The sequence below is a fragment of the Streptomyces sp. SPB162 genome, from assembly GCF_029504575.1.
Taxonomy (GTDB): Bacteria; Actinomycetota; Actinomycetes; order Streptomycetales; family Streptomycetaceae; genus Actinacidiphila.
Genome location: NZ_JAQFII010000001.1, coordinates 3,517,619 through 3,533,246, shown reverse-complemented (window position 1 = coordinate 3,533,246; position 15,628 = coordinate 3,517,619). Strand labels below are relative to the sequence as shown.

General features: G+C 66.6%; 12 protein-coding genes and 1 pseudogene. 1 reads left to right on the top strand and 12 read right to left on the bottom strand.

Annotation, left to right across the window (positions count from 1 at the left end; translation table 11 throughout):
- Positions 1 to 6: 6 nt before the first annotated feature.
- From M2266_RS16015 to M2266_RS15975, 9 genes are all read right to left on the bottom strand, one after another.
- Positions 7 to 639 carry a hypothetical protein gene (locus tag M2266_RS16015; RefSeq protein WP_277441230.1) on the bottom strand — a complete coding sequence of 211 codons (633 nt, stop codon included), beginning with the start codon at positions 637 to 639 and terminating at the stop codon, positions 7 to 9.
- A gap of 91 nt (positions 640 to 730) precedes the next feature.
- Entirely contained in the window at positions 731 to 1,201 is a 471-nt protein-coding gene (locus M2266_RS16010; protein WP_266805313.1) for a hypothetical protein, read from the bottom strand.
- A gap of 33 nt (positions 1,202 to 1,234) precedes the next feature.
- Entirely contained in the window at positions 1,235 to 2,740 is a 1,506-nt protein-coding gene (locus M2266_RS16005; RefSeq protein ID WP_277438805.1) for an ATP-binding protein, read from the bottom strand.
- A gap of 26 nt (positions 2,741 to 2,766) precedes the next feature.
- Positions 2,767 to 3,219, bottom strand: a complete 453-nt coding sequence (locus tag M2266_RS16000; protein ID WP_277438804.1) for a DUF6238 family protein — start codon at positions 3,217 to 3,219, stop codon at positions 2,767 to 2,769.
- Positions 3,220 to 3,253: 34 nt separating this feature from the next.
- A complete protein-coding gene (locus M2266_RS15995; protein ID WP_266805317.1) occupies positions 3,254 to 4,726 on the bottom strand; it encodes an SCO6880 family protein in 1,473 nt (490 codons plus the stop codon).
- 143 nt (positions 4,727 to 4,869) lie between these two features.
- A complete protein-coding gene (locus tag M2266_RS15990) occupies positions 4,870 to 6,258 on the bottom strand; it encodes an ATP-binding protein (protein WP_277438803.1) in 1,389 nt (462 codons plus the stop codon).
- Between the two features lie 27 nt (positions 6,259 to 6,285).
- Positions 6,286 to 6,975, bottom strand: coding sequence for a hypothetical protein (locus M2266_RS15985; protein WP_277438802.1), 690 nt, complete (start codon positions 6,973 to 6,975; stop codon positions 6,286 to 6,288).
- Positions 6,975 to 7,283 carry a DUF6112 family protein gene (locus M2266_RS15980; protein ID WP_266805323.1) on the bottom strand — a complete coding sequence of 103 codons (309 nt, stop codon included), beginning with the start codon at positions 7,281 to 7,283 and terminating at the stop codon, positions 6,975 to 6,977. Before M2266_RS15980 ends, M2266_RS15985 begins: the two co-directional genes overlap by 1 nt.
- An 86-nt stretch (positions 7,284 to 7,369) precedes the next feature.
- Positions 7,370 to 8,515 (bottom strand): C40 family peptidase, encoded by a 1,146-nt coding sequence (locus M2266_RS15975; protein WP_277438801.1) that lies wholly within the window; start codon positions 8,513 to 8,515, stop codon positions 7,370 to 7,372.
- A 578-nt stretch (positions 8,516 to 9,093) separates the two neighbouring features.
- Between M2266_RS15975 and M2266_RS15970 the strand changes: the two genes are divergently transcribed.
- The gene (locus M2266_RS15970) at positions 9,094 to 9,840 is read left to right on the top strand and encodes a site-specific DNA-methyltransferase (RefSeq protein ID WP_277438800.1); all 747 of its coding nucleotides are present in this window, start codon (positions 9,094 to 9,096) and stop codon (positions 9,838 to 9,840) included.
- A 202-nt stretch (positions 9,841 to 10,042) separates the two neighbouring features.
- Here the strand turns inward: M2266_RS15970 and M2266_RS15965 are convergent.
- The 3 genes and pseudogenes from M2266_RS15965 to M2266_RS15955 form a co-directional block, all read right to left on the bottom strand.
- Positions 10,043 to 10,501, bottom strand: a pseudogene (locus M2266_RS15965) (hypothetical protein); the annotation flags it as partial.
- A 640-nt stretch (positions 10,502 to 11,141) separates the two neighbouring features.
- Positions 11,142 to 13,310: a DNA sulfur modification protein DndB gene (locus M2266_RS15960; RefSeq protein ID WP_277438799.1), complete on the bottom strand. Its 2,169-nt coding sequence runs from the start codon at positions 13,308 to 13,310 to the stop codon at positions 11,142 to 11,144.
- Positions 13,311 to 13,530: 220 nt separating this feature from the next.
- Positions 13,531 to 15,273 (bottom strand): ATP-binding protein, encoded by a 1,743-nt coding sequence (locus M2266_RS15955; RefSeq protein ID WP_277438798.1) that lies wholly within the window; start codon positions 15,271 to 15,273, stop codon positions 13,531 to 13,533.
- Positions 15,274 to 15,628 lie beyond the last annotated feature (355 nt).

Here is a 15,628-nt window from a genome sequence, read left to right as displayed (position 1 = left end):
GCGGCGTCAGCGAGAACGATGAGCGGGAGGCAGATTCGGAGCGGGCGGTGCAGGAGGCGAAGCAGCAGGAGTGCTGCGGTTGCCCGGTGAGGACCGTGCGAGGGCTACCTGAGTGCGTTCGGTCTGCGGAGACTGGTCGGTGTCCGCCCGCCGGACCAAGTAGTCGCCAGCCCGCGCGAGCGCCGGACCTTGGTATGACAATTCGTCCGCGTAGTGCCATCCGTCGGCGTTGCGGATCTCCTCCGCGCGGCTCACGTACAGCTCTCGCGAACCGGGTTGCGAGGCGTCCATGAGCGCCAACACGTCATCCCACTCGTGCCGGATCTGGCCTGCTCGTTCCAGGTTGGTGTCGATGCCGCGCAGCCGCCGGAGGTCCTCGCTGATCGGCCCCTCGACGTAGTCGGCACCGACGGCGGCGGCCCGCACACCAGCCAGTACCTCGGGGCCGTGAGCGAGGAAGACCTCCACGTGTTTCCACGCTTCGGCGTCACGTTTCACCTTGCCGTCGTCGTAGCCGTCATCGATGGGCCAGCCGTCGCGGTCGCAGAAGGAATCCGAGACCGCATCCCAGTCGTCGGACGCCTGGCGGATGCCGGCGGCGGCAGCAGCCAGGGCCGGGATGTGCTGGCGCCACGCCAGGTGATCGGAGGTCGAGGATGGCTGGTCTTCATGGGGTGCGGATATTTCGGGCACGGTAGATCCTTCTTGCTTCGTGTGCTTGTGCCTTTGCTCATCGCGAGCGCGGCAGTGCGCGGACGGCGGAGGGCGGGATGGGGGCAGGGGCCGGGATTTGCCGATCGCCGGGAAGCCCGCTGAGTGCCACGGCCGGGGAGACGCGAGCCGCCGCTGCCGGTCGTCGGGAGCGGGAGTGGATCTCGTCGTCCAGGCCCTCCCCCACGAGGTGCAGCTCCTCGCCAAGATCGGTCAGGCGTTCCGCCAGGGCGTCCAACTCGGAGGCGCTGTCACGGGCTTCGTGTGTGCGGCACCACTCCGAAGCGGTTTCGAGGAGCTGGTGCAGCCGGGCCACCGCGCCAAGGTCGTCCGTGAGTGCCTCGTGGAACAGCCCGGCGAACTCCTCGGGATGGGCGGCGGCAAGGCGGTCGATCCAGTTGCTGGCCGATGCCGCGGTGCGCGGGCTCAGGCCCGAGGCGGCGCCTCCCCCGTAGCCTCGGAGGTCTGGTCGCGGTACGGTTGACGACATTGCTCAACTCTCTTTATCTATAGGCCAGTTGAGCTAGGCCGACATTCGGGCGTCGGTGTCGAACAGCTCTCGCTCGGCGGGGTGCAGGATGTGCTGGGTGATGAAGCTCCGGCCCGCGACCTTCCACAGGCCCCGGCCCTTGGTCAGGGCGGACACCGCCTGGGTCTCGACGCCGGTCAGGCCGAGCAGCGAAGCGGCAGCAGCGAGCTGGTCGGGTTCCTGCCGGTAGATGATGCGGGTGGAGCAGTCGGCCAGCAGGCCCTCGGCCAGCACCCGGCCGCGCGAGCCGGCATCGCCTGCGCTGAGCAAGTCGCTGAGGCGGTGGATGACCATCAGGTTCGCGATGCCAAGCCCGCGAGAGAGCTTCCACTGCGACTGCATGCGCTCCAGCAGGCCGACGTGCCGCATCACCCGCCACGCCTCGTCGTAGATCACCCAGCGCCTGCCTCCGTCCGGGTCGGCGAGCGCGGACTCCATCCACGCCGACGCGCAGGTCATTGCCAGCACCAAGGCGGTGTCGTCACCGGAGCCGCCGAGGCGGGAAAGGTCGATGGACAGCATCGGCGTGGTCGGGTCGAAGGCCACCGTCGAGGGGGCGTCGAACATGCCGCTCAGATCGCCGTGGACCAGTCGGCGAAGGGCGTGCGCGAGGTCCTGTGCGGCCGGTCCCATGTGTCCGGCCTGGTCGCCGAGGGCCCGGTCGAGGCGCTCGGGCGAGCCGAGGGCGTGCGCGATCTCGCCGAGCAGCGGCACCGTGCCCCCGGCGTCGGCCTCGGCGACCACCAGGTCGAGAGCGAGGTCCAGGGCGGTGTGTTCCATCGGCAGGAGATCGCGCTTCAGCACGGTGCGCGCCAGGGCCGCCAGGAGCAGGAGGCGGCGCTTGCGGACCTCGGTCGACCAGTCGCCCTCGCTCACCGAAGCGGGCCGGGCCGGAGCATCCAAAGGGTTCAGCCGACCCGGAAGCCCCGGCCCGAGCGCGATGCTGTAGCCGCCGAGGGCCTGGGCGACGGCCGTCCACTCTCCCTTGGGATCGCAGGGCACGTAGATGCGGTAGCCGTGGGCAATCGCCCGGGTGGCTATCGACTTGGCCAGCGCGGACTTGCCCATGCCGATGATCCCGGCCAGGACGGCGTTCGGATTGGTGAAGCCCTCGATCCGCCCGCTGCTGTACAGCGAGAACGGGTCGTAGCAGAACGCCGCCTCCGCGTGCACGTCACGGCCGATGAAGATCCCCTCGGCGCCCAGGCCGCCCTCGGCGAGAAACGGATAGGCGCCGCTGACAGTTGCGGTGGTCATGCGGTGGGAGGGGAGGCTGAGCTTGCCGCCCCGAGCCGAGGAGGGACCGGGGCGTCCGGAGGGCGGGTAGATCGGCCGCAGTTCCGGGTCGAGGTGCTCCTCGGCGCGGCGCTTTGGCGGGGCTCCGGCGTGGCGGGCCTGGCGGCGGGCCTCGGCGAAGCCTTCGCGGGCGGCACGCTGCTCGGCGCGTGATGCCTTGCGGGGGACGAACAGGTGGGAGGCGCTGGCGCGGGTGCGGGGCATGAACGTTTCTCCAGACGGAAGGCGGGTCAGCGGCGGACGAGGCCCGTGAAGGGCGAGTGCAGGTCGGCCGGGGTGGTGCGGCGGCGCACCAGATGCGCAGTGCGCTGGTGGCGCTGGCAGATGGTCAGCTCCGGTGCCCCCTCGGGCAGGCCCGCCTGGCATCCCTCGCGGTCAGGCACCTCGCCGGAGTCCGGCCGGGGTGCTGCGTGGTACGCGGCGTGGATGTGATCGGCGGCCTGCCAGATCCGGGTGCGGGTGGCGCGAAGCTGGTCGCCTTCGACCGGCACGAGCTGGCCGGTGCGGGCGGCATGCGCGTCGAGCAGGCCGTGCAGCGAGACGAGGTGGGCGTGCAGGGTGTCCAGTTCGGCCCGGGTGGTGACAAGGGGGCCGCCCGGAATGTTGAGCGAGCAGTGGAAGTCGAGCGCGGCGGTGGCGAAGGGCACGAAGTCCTGCGCGGGCGGGCTGGCGGTGCGGGACATGGGGGTGCTCTTTCAGGGGGAGGGAGGGCCGGCATCAGGCGGCGAGGGCGAGCGGCATGGCGGCGACCGTGAACGCTTCGGCCTGCTGCCAGGTGAGCGGCCGGAGGTCGAGCTGGGCGCCGACGGCCGCGGTCTCCACAACCGCGCAGGCGGAGCGGAGTTCGTCCTCCGAGTCGGCCGAGACGGTCAGCAGCCCGGTCAGGGCGACATCCGCGTGGCCCGCGATGAGCTGGCGCTCCCGGGACTTGATGTCCTGGTACTCGATCGAGTCCGCCTCGGAGTCGACCTGGCCCCGCCGGGCTCGCTCGGCAGCGTCGGCGATCACGCTGGACTTCTTCCGCTGGACGTCGCGCAGGGCTGCGTCCAGCCCCTTCGGCTCGTACGACAGTGACAGCGTGCGCCGGACCCCGGCGGTGAACAGGAGCTGGTGCAGGAAGCCGGCCGACGTTTCGGTGCGGGGCCAGTTCTCCACCCAGTACGTGGCGTGCACGGCCGAGTCGGTCGCGATGTGGTCGGCCTTCTCGACCACCACGACCGGACCAGCAGCAGCAGGATCAGCCTCGGGATGCCCTGCCGTGGACCAACGGTCAAGCGTTGCAAGGGCCTTGGGGTCGTACGCGGTGCGCACGACGGCCGCGATCTCGCGGGCGGTGAGCCAGCCGGTGGGGTTGAGTCCGGCCGTTCGCGCGGCCTGATCGAAGGTCGAGGTGAGCTGTGCCAGGACACTGAAGGATCCGGTGAGGCCGCCACCGGCCTGGTTGATCAGCCGTCGTGCGGCCTTGGCGTCCAGGGATACCGCGACGTACGCCTCGTGCGGTGCAGCAGCAGGGCCGGCGCTCTGGATCAGCTCGCTGTAGATCGCACCCGCCATGGGGGCGTGGGGCTGGCCGTGCTCCTCCCAGTACCGGCGCAGCGCGTCGCCGGAGTCCGGAACGGTGCGCTCGATCACCTGGATCCGGGCGACCTGGCCCGTGCGGGCGAGTGCGGCCAGCGCACGTCCCCATCCGTTGACGTTGGCGTTCTGGGTGCCCGGGTCGAGCAGCGCGTAGGCGCGGGAGGAGACCTTGACGACGGCGGTCAGGGTGCCGGTGTGGGGGTTGTGGACCGCGCCGTATCGACGGTCGGGAGCGGTGACCACGCGCAGGCTCGCCGCTGTGCCGGGCAGGTGAAGCAGACCTTCGCGGATCGGGCGGCGGGAAGGCCGGGTGAGCCAGACCAACTGGCCCCGCATGCGGCGCAGGGCGTACCGGGTGACGATCGGAGCCCAGTCGGCCAGGGCGCGGCCCCGGTAGCGGACGAACACGAGGAGGGCGATGGCCGCCCAGACCGGGATGAGTTCGAGGGCGCCGACCACGCCGCGGGTGAGGATCACGGCGAGCAGAAGAAGACCGGTGAGGCTGACGACGATCAACTGCGAGGCTGTCAGGCCGAGCAGGATGCCGCGCCGCGAGCGGTGAGGAAATTTGACGCTGGCCGTGGTGGCTTCGGCCTGGTGCTTGTTGGACATGGTGGGTTCCAGACGGTGGGAGCGGGCGGGGGCGGGGCGCGCGACGCTCTTCTGGAGGTCATGGCGGGGCTCGTTTCTGGGGATCGGTTGCGCGGGGCGCGGGGGGCGGGCTGCCGTAACAGCCCGCCCCCGGATGTGATGTGTCAGGAATCCGACGGCGACTGGCTGGGATACACCCAGTTCGTCGGTGTCGGGGAACCGGTTGCCGAAGGCCCCGTGGAGGACGGCGGCGCTGCAGCGGGGGCCGGCGGCGGCGCGGCGCCAGCGCGGGTCATGTTGCCGCCTCCAGCCTGAGCGGCAACGAACTGGCCGCCCGCTTCTCCTTCGGCGCCTCCCGATTCGCCCTCGTCGGGTCGGTTGATGAGCGGCGGGATACCGGGGCGCTGGATCAGGGCCCGACCCTTGTCGCCGGAGGCGTTCGGGTCTTCGCCGTACCGGAAGCTGGTCTGCGGCTTGGGCGGTCCGGAGTCGATGCCCTCCTTGCTGAGGGTGCCGCCGGAGGGGCTGATGCCGGAGGCAACGCCGTCGCTGCCCGCGCCGGGGACCTGGCTCGGCCCCTGCGGTGCCGGTGCACCGCTGCTGGCCCGCATCGCCAGACTGCCCGCAGTCTTGGCAGCTCCAGCGGCGACCGCCATGCCCGCGACGCCGGTGCGGTGCAGGTCGTCGTGGCCCCCGCCGTCGCTGGCCCAGTGGACGAACTTGTACGTGGCGTACGGGCACAGCAGGACCAGCACCATCACGACGATGCCTGCCATCGCGTCGGACAGCGCGGCCATGCCGTCGTGGGCATCCGACTTGCCCATCGCTGAGACGCCGATGAGGAAGACCACGGTCATCAGGAGTTTCGAGACGACCAGGGTGGCGGTGGCCTCGATCCAGCCACGTCGCCACCGCTTGGCGACCTCCCAGCCTCCGCCAGCTCCGGCGAAGACGGCGAGAGCGACCAGCACCAGGACGCCGACCTTGCGGGCGACCATGACGCCCCAGTACATGAACGCGCCGATCGCGCATCCTAGGGCGACCATGGCTGGGACTCCCCAGCCGAGGCCGTACATCGCCCCCAGTTCGTTGACCTTCACCACACGGCGGATCGCATCGTCGACTGAGCTGTTCGCTGCTTGGAACAGGCCGTCGGACAGGGCGTCGACCACGGTGATGGCGACGGTCGTGAAGGCGATGGCGCAGAAGCTGAAGAGGATGCCGGTCATAGTGCCGATGGCTGCCTGAGCGAGGGCGCGTTCATCTCGCAGCCAGGCCGCGAACATCAACTGGATGCAGAACGTGCCGACGGTCAACGCGAGCCCGATGGGCAGCAGAAGTTCGTAGTTGTCCCGGAACCATCCGGCGTTGAGATCGATGGCGGTGGTCTGGTTGACGGCCTTCGCAGCGAGATCAGCGGCGCTGGCGGCCAATTCGCCCGCCGACTTCGCGATCCACGCTCCGATGCCGTCGGTGACGGCCCCGGCGGGGTTGGTGGCGAAGTCGACAGCACCGCACACCTTGTCCATCAGCGGAAAGTCGCAGACTCCCATGGCGATACCTCCTTTCTGGGTTGGTGGTCAGGGCGCGACGGACGGCATGACGCCGGCCAGGGCACACGGGTGGGAAGGGCGGCACTGGACCGCGAGGGTGGTGACGCGGTTCTCCGCACCACCGGCAGGCGAGCCCTTCCAAGCGATCGACTGCTTGCCGGAGACGGTCACGGCATATACGTACGCCTGCGTGATCGTTCCGGGATTCGCCTGAAGGGCCTGGGTGAACGAGTCCGGGAAGTGCCCCTCGTTGACCTTGGCGGTGGCGAACTGGCCGTTGGCGGCCATTTCCTTCCACAGCACGGGCGAGGGAACGATCGCGTCGACCGAGGCGGGATCGGCGTACTTGGTCTCGGTGGTCAGCCACCCATGCAGGGCGGTCAGCAGCTCTGCCTGGGAGTACGCACGGGTGTCGTACGACCACAACGCTTCGGCGGCTGCCTTCCCGAACGCGATCGGATCGTGGGTGCCCGGTGGAGTCGGGAGGGAGTGAGGGCGCGACCTCGGCGAGGACGATCCGGACGGCGAAGTGGCCGACGAGGAAGGAGAAGGCGAACTCGCGGGTGGGGTTTCAGCTTTGGAGGAGCCCCTGCCGTCGCGGGTGAGGTAGGCAGCCAGGCCGGCGAGGGCGACGAGCACCACCAGAACGGCAGTGCCGAGCAGCGCCCGGCGGCGCACGCGAGATGCGCCGCCGGGGTTCGAGGAGTGGGAGGGCATCAGTGGACCTGCGTCCCCAGCGTGCTGAAGAACGCGACCACGCCGTTTGCGGCGCCCAGCAGAAGGGCCGCACCAGCGCTGACCAGCACACCCTTCTTGCCGTTGGCCTCGGCCTGGTGGCCACCAGAGTGGTGGCCCCACGCCCACACGCCCGCGCTGACGGCGAGCGCACCGACCACGGCGATGATCCCGAAGAGGTTGATCGAGCCCATCACCTGCTTGAGGACGGCGAGGCCAGGAAGCCCGCCCTCGTTCGGCTTGATCCCGGGGTCGTAGGCGAGCTGGATGACCTTGTCGGCGAGATACATTACGAACTCCAGTTCTATTTATTGCACGCTGAAGCCCGAGAGGGCGGAGCGGCGGTGCGTGAAGAAGGGGGAGGGAGAAGGGCCGGTCAGACGACTCGGCGGGCCGCGAGAATCTGCGACTTCCAGGACGCGAGCGTCGCGATACGCACCACGTCACCGGTGTGCGGGGCGTTGACGATCAGGCCCTGGCCGATGAACATCCCGACGTGCTCGGGGACTTCGGCCGTTCCCTCGGTGAAGACGAGGTCACCCGGCTTGAGGGCATCGGCCGACGTCGCCTTGCCCTCCTTGACCTGCGTGTACGTGGTGCGCGTCAGGGTGACTCCGGCGGCCTTGTACGCCTGCTGCATGAGAGAGGAGCAGTCGCACCGGCCCATGGGGTCGGGCCCGTGGGAGTCGGTGCAGCTCCCGCCCCACTGGTACGGCGTCTTGAGCTGGCCGAGGGCCCAGCGAATCGCCGTCTGGACCTTCGCCGGAGCATCGGCTGGGATCTTGTACTCGGCAGGCACCGCGCCCGGAGGGATGGTCCCGAAGTCGGTTCCGTCCCCGCCGGCCGTACAACCGCCCGCGGTATCGGACGGAGCGGTCTCGGTGGCAGCAGAGCCAGACGGAGACGGGCTCGGCGACCCGCCGCCGGACTTCGACAGCAGGGGGGCGATGGCCTTCTGCAAGGCGGTGGCCAGCGGCTCCCATTTGGCATACGCCTCCGGGAAGCCCGACCTCTGTACGGCCTGAGCGGCCTGGGTGACGGACAGGGACTGCCAGCCCGAGACCTTCTGCAGCCCCTCGTAGAACTTGGTCGAGGAGTGCACCGGATCGAGGATCTCGTTCGCCGTGCCCCATCCCTGCGACGGCCGCTGCTGGAACAGTCCCAGCGAATCGCGGTCGCCGTAGGTCAGGTTCCGCAGGCCGCTTTCCTGTAGCGCGGTTGCCAGGGCCACGACTTGCCCCCGGGCCGGAATGTTCATCGCGACGCCGGTGGCCTGGATCGTCTTGGCGTTGGGGACCTGGTCGGCAGGGTCATCAAGCCCCGCGACGGAGACCGCGCCCTTGTCGCCACCGTCCAGGATGGCCTTCACCTGTGAAGCAACGGCAGCGGTATCCACAGACTGTGCACCGCCGGTCGAGCAGGAGGCCGAAGCCGAACCCGCACCGATGGCGAGGATGGGAACGGCCAGCAGCAGCGGGCCGGATGCGAAGAGACCGACGACGGCTCCGGTGGTCTTCTTCATCGCCGCTGCCGTTCACCGGTTCGGCGGTGGCCGACGGACAGCGGTGTTGGGTCGGGGCGTGGGGGTGTCAGGGCATGCTGCATCGCAGCGGCTCCTCGTGGTTCGTAGGAGGCGCGGTGCCGACTTCTCGTGCAAAGCCGTCGGCACCGCACCGATGTGAATCCGCCTCTCAGGGCGAGCCCGGGTCAGGGGAGTTGGTAGCTCCCAGACGCCGGTTTTGGGTCAAGCGCGGCAGCCAGCCGCGCTCGTAATCTCAGGCAGAGCACCGGTTCTCCTCACGGCTTTTCGGACGAAGGGCTAACGGGCCCGCCGTGCTGCCCATTCGGACGAGACAACACGGATAAGCACAGGTCAGCAGGGGTGGAGCGTTGCTCTGCCCCGGTGACATGGCGAGACAGTAGACCGGGAATCCGGCCGCACCAAACGGCTCTCGGGCCCGGCCCCGGACAGAGACACGGCTCGTTAGGTGCGGCCGGAATTCGCGGTTAACGTCCGGCGCAACCCCGCTCGAAACGACCGCTGTTGAGCGACGTCCGGAGCGGGTTCAGTCCCACCGTGCCCTGAAAGAGGCCCCGCACATGAGCTACACGCTGCACCGAGGCGATGCCCTCACCGTGCTGAAGACCCTCCCGGACGAGAGCGTCAACGCCGTCATCACAGACCCGCCGTACAACTCCGGCGGACGTACCAGCTCGGACCGCACGGGTCGCACCGCGCGAGCCAAGTACGTCACCAGCAACAGTGCGCACGACCTGCAGAACTTCCCCGGAGAGAACCGCGACCAGCGTTCCTACCGATCCTGGCTGACCGAACTGCTCACCGAGGCGTACCGGGCCTCGACCGAGCACGCGGTCGCCATGGTCTTCACCGACTGGCGCCAGGAACCGACCACCTCGGACGCCCTGCAGATGGCCGGGTGGACCTGGAGTGGCACCATCCCGTGGATCAAGCCCTCCAGCCGGCCCCGCAAGGGCGGGCCGAAGCAGGACTCGGAGTTCATCGTCTGGGGCGTCAAGGGCTCCCTCGACAACACCCGCGACCTCTACCTGCCGGGGCACTACATCGCCTCCCAGCCCCGCAAGGGCCGTGTCCACATCACCCAGAAGCCGGTCGAGGTGATGCAGCAGCTCGTCCAGGTCTGCCCCGAGGGCGGCACCGTGCTCGATCCGTTCACCGGCAGCGGCTCCACGGGGGTCGCGGCCCTGCGCGAGGGACGCCGTTTCGTGGGCGTCGAGCTGTCCGCGCACTACGCCGATGTCGCCGAGGAGCGGCTGCGCGCCGAACTGACGAAGGACGACTTCGAGCTGGCCGGTCCGGAGGTGTGAGCATGAGAGCGGGGAGCCCGGGGTCCGCGCCCCGCAGACGCCAAAGGGCGGCTGGAGTATCGAGTAACCGATGCTCCAGCCGCCCTTCTGTTTGCGTCAAGCCGCCTCGAAGGCCCGCCGGATCAACGGGGGCCGCCTTCTCCAGGTCGGCTGCCGAAGCGAGGCGTACCTCCAGGTCCCCGGTCCCGAGGTGCCCGATGCCGCGCATGTCCCGGGTGTAGCCCTCCTCCAACTCGACCGTGTCCGGGTCGAGTCTGAGATAGACCAGGATCGCCTCGTGCTTGGGGCGGAAGATCACCGTTGCTACGTTCACCAGCCGCCGGTAGGCGATGTAGTGGCGCAGCGGTGCCACCTCGACCTCGCCCCATGCCGTGAGCGCGTCGTCCACCTCCGCGTACAGGTCCCGCAGGCACTGCGGTACCAGGCCGGCATCCGTCGGCGAAGGAGCCACAGGGACCGCCGCCGCGACGTCGACCGTGGTCTCCCGCACCCGAGTTCGCCGGGAGGAAGCGGCGGTCGGGAAGCCGGGCGAGGAGTCGACGAGCAGCAAGCTCAGCAGGCCGCCCTCGAAGATCCGGTAGCGCACCAGATCGATCCGCTCGGGCAGTCGCTGCACGGCCACACGGTCGTGGTGGGAGAAGCTAGCCGCGATGCAGACCATCCGCGGTCGACGCCAGTCGATCGACCCGGCAGCCTCCGCGCCCAGCACCTTCCGCACGAGCGCCTCGAACTCGTGGTGCGCCGACTCCAGCCAGGACAGGTACGACACGGCCTGCGACAGCACCCCGCTGTCGGAGCCCTTCTTCATCTCGATCACCACCGGGGCGCCGTTCTCGTCCAACCCCAACGTGTCGATCCGCCCCCGGTGCCACGGTCCCGTCGGGTACTCCGAAGCCAGGAAGCGGATCCCGAGCATGGACTCCATCCCAGTCTCGACGCGGCGTTGCAGCTCCACCTCCAGGGCCACCGTTGAACTCCGAAGCTCGATGTCCCGGCCAGCGGCATCCAGCCGAAACAACTTTAGGTCAATCACCGACATCCCCTCCCGCGATCACTACAGGAGAGACAATCGACGGCGGCCCGCGAATATTCCGTGGCCGGGGCGAAAGTGCCAGTGGCCGCTATGAGTTTCGTAGTGACCTATGCTCATACCTTTGACTGGTCGACAGCATCGACGGTAACCCAGCAGCGGTGCACCAGTATCCCGGAGATCAGCGTAGATGCCGTGATCACCGCCCCGGCAGAACAGCGCCGATCGTAAACCACCGCACCTGTGTTTTCTCCGGTTTCGTAGAGGTCCGCTACGATCCAGCTACCGCGTCATCGAGGCTAAGTTCCCCCTGTTTACTGCGGCGGATCGGCTGGCTGAGCCAGGCATCGAAGTCGTTGTCCGACACGGAAAACCAGTCCTTGAGAGCCTTCTTCAGTGCAGTATTCGCGTGTTTCTCCGCAACAGGGCGGAGATCTTCATCCTTCGCTGTCGGTTGGTTCGTCTTCAGGGCTCTGAGCTGCTGCTTAATGCATAGATCCAGGTACATGCGCCGGGCCTCGCCGAGCTTCCTGTCGAACTCGCCACGGTCCGGTACCCACGAGGCCACGTGCGACCATGCCGTGGAAACCGCCAACGCCTGCATCCAGAAATAGCGAAAGTAGACAGCCTGAGCTGACTCCATGTTCCCGATCTGATTGATCGGGTTTGTGATGCCGGTCTTGTTGAAGGCGGCTTTTCGGTCACGTGCGCGGCTGTGCTCGATTTGGAAGAATGAGTTCCAGGCGTCTACGAGAGATTCAGCGAAGGCTGGAAGATCCTGTAGATCCACGCCGCCCGGCTGCGATTTCCGCATTTCCCACAGTGAGCCCATCGTCATAACAAGCCCGAGTTGGCACGCGTGGGTGTTGAGCACGTTGTAGGCATCCTTGCAACGCTTGACGCGTTCAGGGCGAGTCGACGCCAGATACTCCTGAGCACGGTATTGATCGAAGTCTTCCTCTTTCCCCTTGAGTGCCTCCCAGGCCCGGATGACGTCCGATTTGGGTAGCCGGCGCTCAGTGTTATCTCTGTGCTCCAGGTAGTGATCGTGGCTGTCTCGGAGCGTCCAGAAAACTCCCACGCCACCAAACAGAGCATCGTGAGCCAGCGCCGCAAAGGTATCGGCGACATGCCAGTCGTCCTTGAGCTTGGTCAAGGCACTGGCATGTGCTGCATAGGGCGTGGTCTTAGAGAGCAGTGTCAGGATTGCCCTGCCCCACGTCTCCTTGAATCGTGCGCTGATTGCCTCCATCCTACCGAGAGGGAACTGTTTGTCCCCGAGAGTGTCCCGATCGAAGGGAATGCCGCCGTCCTCGAAGTACCTTTCGAAAAGGGTTGCGAGGTCGAGCTGGTTGCGCATGAACTCATCGCGCTGCAGTTCGCTCTCTTTCCCCGAGATGCCTTGTGCGACGTTGGTGAGGTACTTCGAGGGACCGAAGATGCAGCGGTTCACGGCCATCTTGAGAAGGTTGATGTTTGTAAGGACCGACCACCGCGCAGGCCTGTGGCTGTTGACTTCGGGGTTGTCGTACTCCACGGCGTAAAGGGGAAGGTAAGATTCGTCGCTGCGGCTTCGAAGCTCGCTGAGCATGCTCCGAGTAAGAACATTGGAGAGTTCAGCATCTGAGAGCAAGATGATGCGGGACTCGCTAGGGGGCCGGGCCTCCTTGTTGACGTCAACAAAGAGCTTTCGGGCAGCTTCGTGAGGCCGGGAACCTTCTCCGGTCTGCTCCGGGAACCAGCACACGGTGACCGGGACCTCCACCTTCGAGAGGTCGGGCTCACCGGCGCCGTGCTGCTCCAGCACTCGCCGGACCTGATGCTCGTAGAAGGAGCGGTATTTGACCGCAGACGTGTCCTGCCATGAGTTGGTCAGAGTGCGCTCAATTGCAAGGAGAGCCATTGCGCGGTGCTGGCCGTCAAGGACAACCAGGCTCGACTCAGAACGGTTCCACCATAGTTTGCCCACGTTCGCACCGTGCGGCTGTCCGTCGGAGGCGAGTAGGCGATGGACTTGGAAGGCGCTGCCTGCACGTTGCTCCTGCCAGCTGGCCTCGTCGGCATTGACAGACGCCAGCTCCCCGAGCGCTGGGAAGGAGGTGGGTCGTTTGCTACGGAAGGGAAGCAGAACGGCCACGATCGGAGGGAAGAAGGCGGGGCCTGTCGTCTGAGGTTTGAGCAGGTAGGGGATCAGGTTAACCGCCACGCGGTGATCGTCGAGGTCGCGCTGGAGAAGCTGGTTGAAGTCCAGGTCGCCGGCGTCCATGACTTCGCGGACGGGAGCGAGGCTCTTGGTGAGTTGACGCTCTGGCGTGTCTGCTTCACCGCCGAGACGCGCCTTCGTCATGATGTAGTCGACTCGTCCCGCAGGAGTGTCGAAGCTGCCCCACGTCCCCTGCACGTAATCACGGAACGTGAGCCTGCTACCCGAGCCGAACATTCTTCACTGCCTTCCTACGCTGTACCAGTTGCGCGTCGGCAGCTTCGGCTGCCCGATCGCGATGGGGTGACGTCAAGTCTTCTGACGACATCTTGCAGGTCACGAGGTTCTTATGGGGCTCGATACAGCAATTGATGCTGTTGCGGCTGGCAAAACGAGCCACAGCGGCTTGATTTAGCGCGACCGCGCCGGGGAACTGCGCCCCGGCGCGAACCGCAAATCACTCGTCCTTCAGCTCTTCCTTGAGCATGGCACCGGTGAACATGCCCCAGTAGGTGCGCAGTTCGCTGTACTGCTCGTCGGGGCTAGGGTGCTGGGCTTCGGCACGCGCGTAGCCCATGAACAGGAGGTCGATCGCAGCCTCGGCTCGGCGTGCCAGGTCGAGGACGTCCTCCGGACTCATGCCCTCGGCGCCATCGTCGGCGATCTTCTTGAGCGGTCCATACACATCGCGGAAGAACGAATGCCGGTGGTTGAACTTCACAACCGACTTGCCGTTGAGGTGATGGACCTCAAGGAACTCCTTACCGGGCCAGCTACCGTCAAGCAGTGTGATGGGCTTGGTACGGATCTGCTCTCGGAGCTCAGCGATCTTGGTCGCGTCTGTCTCGGGGCTCAGACCCATGTCTTCCGCCGCGTGCTGGACAACCTCCTCTTCCTGCTCTGCCGTGACGTCCCGGCCTGCAAGACCCCGGGGGAGGCTGGGATCCGTGCGCTCTGCTACGGCCATGCTGCTGCTGTGCTCGCCCTTGCTGAGGCGCTCGCGAGCTTCAACGTCTCCCCAGTACTGGCGAATCTGCATGCGAGCTTGAGACATCGGGCGTTTGAGCCAGTCGTGCAGTTGGTTGCGAAGCTTCGTCACAGGCTCGGCACCACGCTTGACGTTTCGCACTTGGAAGTAGTCGTCCAGGTCGGCCGGGAAGGTCACCTCGATACCGATGTATCGGCCAACCTTGTCGTTACGGCTTACTGAGTCGAGAAGCCGCGGAACGACGTCGTAGTAAATTTCCCGACCATTGCGCAGAATGCTGACCCTAGCCGCATTTTCGGCGTTGATCTGGAACTCTCGGATATCCTCGCCTCGGTGGTCGCATTCGCCACCAGCGCCTTTCCAGGGGCGGAATTCTGCCGGAACCAGCGCGACGGCAACATGTACTTTGTGACCCTCGACGTCCAAGTCGCCTTCCTCGATAAGATGGCCACGAGGGTCAAGCTTCTGAGACTTGTACCTGGAAATGATACGAGGGTTGTCCCGGAGGAACAGCGGGTCGTGCAATGTGACTACCTTGTTCTCAAGCTCGAAAGTGCGTCCCGTGTCGATGTAGGTGCGATAGGCGCGCGCGATGAACTTACGCAGGTCCGAGAGCTTCTCATCCAGGGAAGTTCCGTAGGTTCCTCCGCTCTGCAGGCGGTCGACTTTGCCGAAAATGACCACAGTGCCAGAGGCCAGCGGCCGTCCATCCCGGCCGACCATGAGCTTGCCTGCTTCTTCGGGCCAGTCCGAGACCTCCTGGGTTGCAATGTACTGCTGCTTGCCGGCGCGTACCTCCTCAAGGTCAATGTAACTGTGATGGATCTGGGGGTCGCCGGCACGTTTGCTGTAGACGTCGATGCGTTCACCCAGGCTGAGCCCGGCGAGCTTGAGGCCCATCCCGAAGCGACCTAGACCATCCCGCTGGTTGTAGCGGGCGCTGTAGCCCATTGACAGGACATTGTGCATGATCGACGGATCGATTCCCACGCCGTTGTCAGCGATGATGAAGCTGTGGATCGACTTCTTTTTCGGCCCGTAGAGCGGGAGAACCCGCATCAGTGTTGCCTCGGCCTGGATCGAGTTATCTAGCGGTTCGCCGATAGCCGCCGTGAGGTCGAAGCCAGCATCGCGCATTGATTCCAGGGCGCGGTCAATTTGGATGATGTTGGCACGCTGATTGTCGGGCGCCAGGAAAATGGGATTCGTCATCGTGCGGCCTCATTCCTCAGGATGGCATTCTCGGGCAGACACCGAAAGTTCTGTGCTGCTCGTCGTGTGGGTAGGCAGAAGAGACAAGCGGTCTCATGAAAGTTGGGGCGATCCGGATGGATGCGGTTTGCCAGTTGGGGTGAGAGTGAATGAAATAGAGCGCACTCCACCTCGAAGGCATTCGCGGGGTTGTGGTGCACGTCGTAGGTGAAGTAGGCCCCGGTCCGATCGGTGCAGTGCCGAAGCAGGCGCCGCCGGATGTCTGTGTCACTGCGCCCGACATAGCGGGGCACACCCGTGGCCGTGTAGAGCACGTAGGTGCCGACTACGCGGGCCGGGATGAGCGACCGTATGA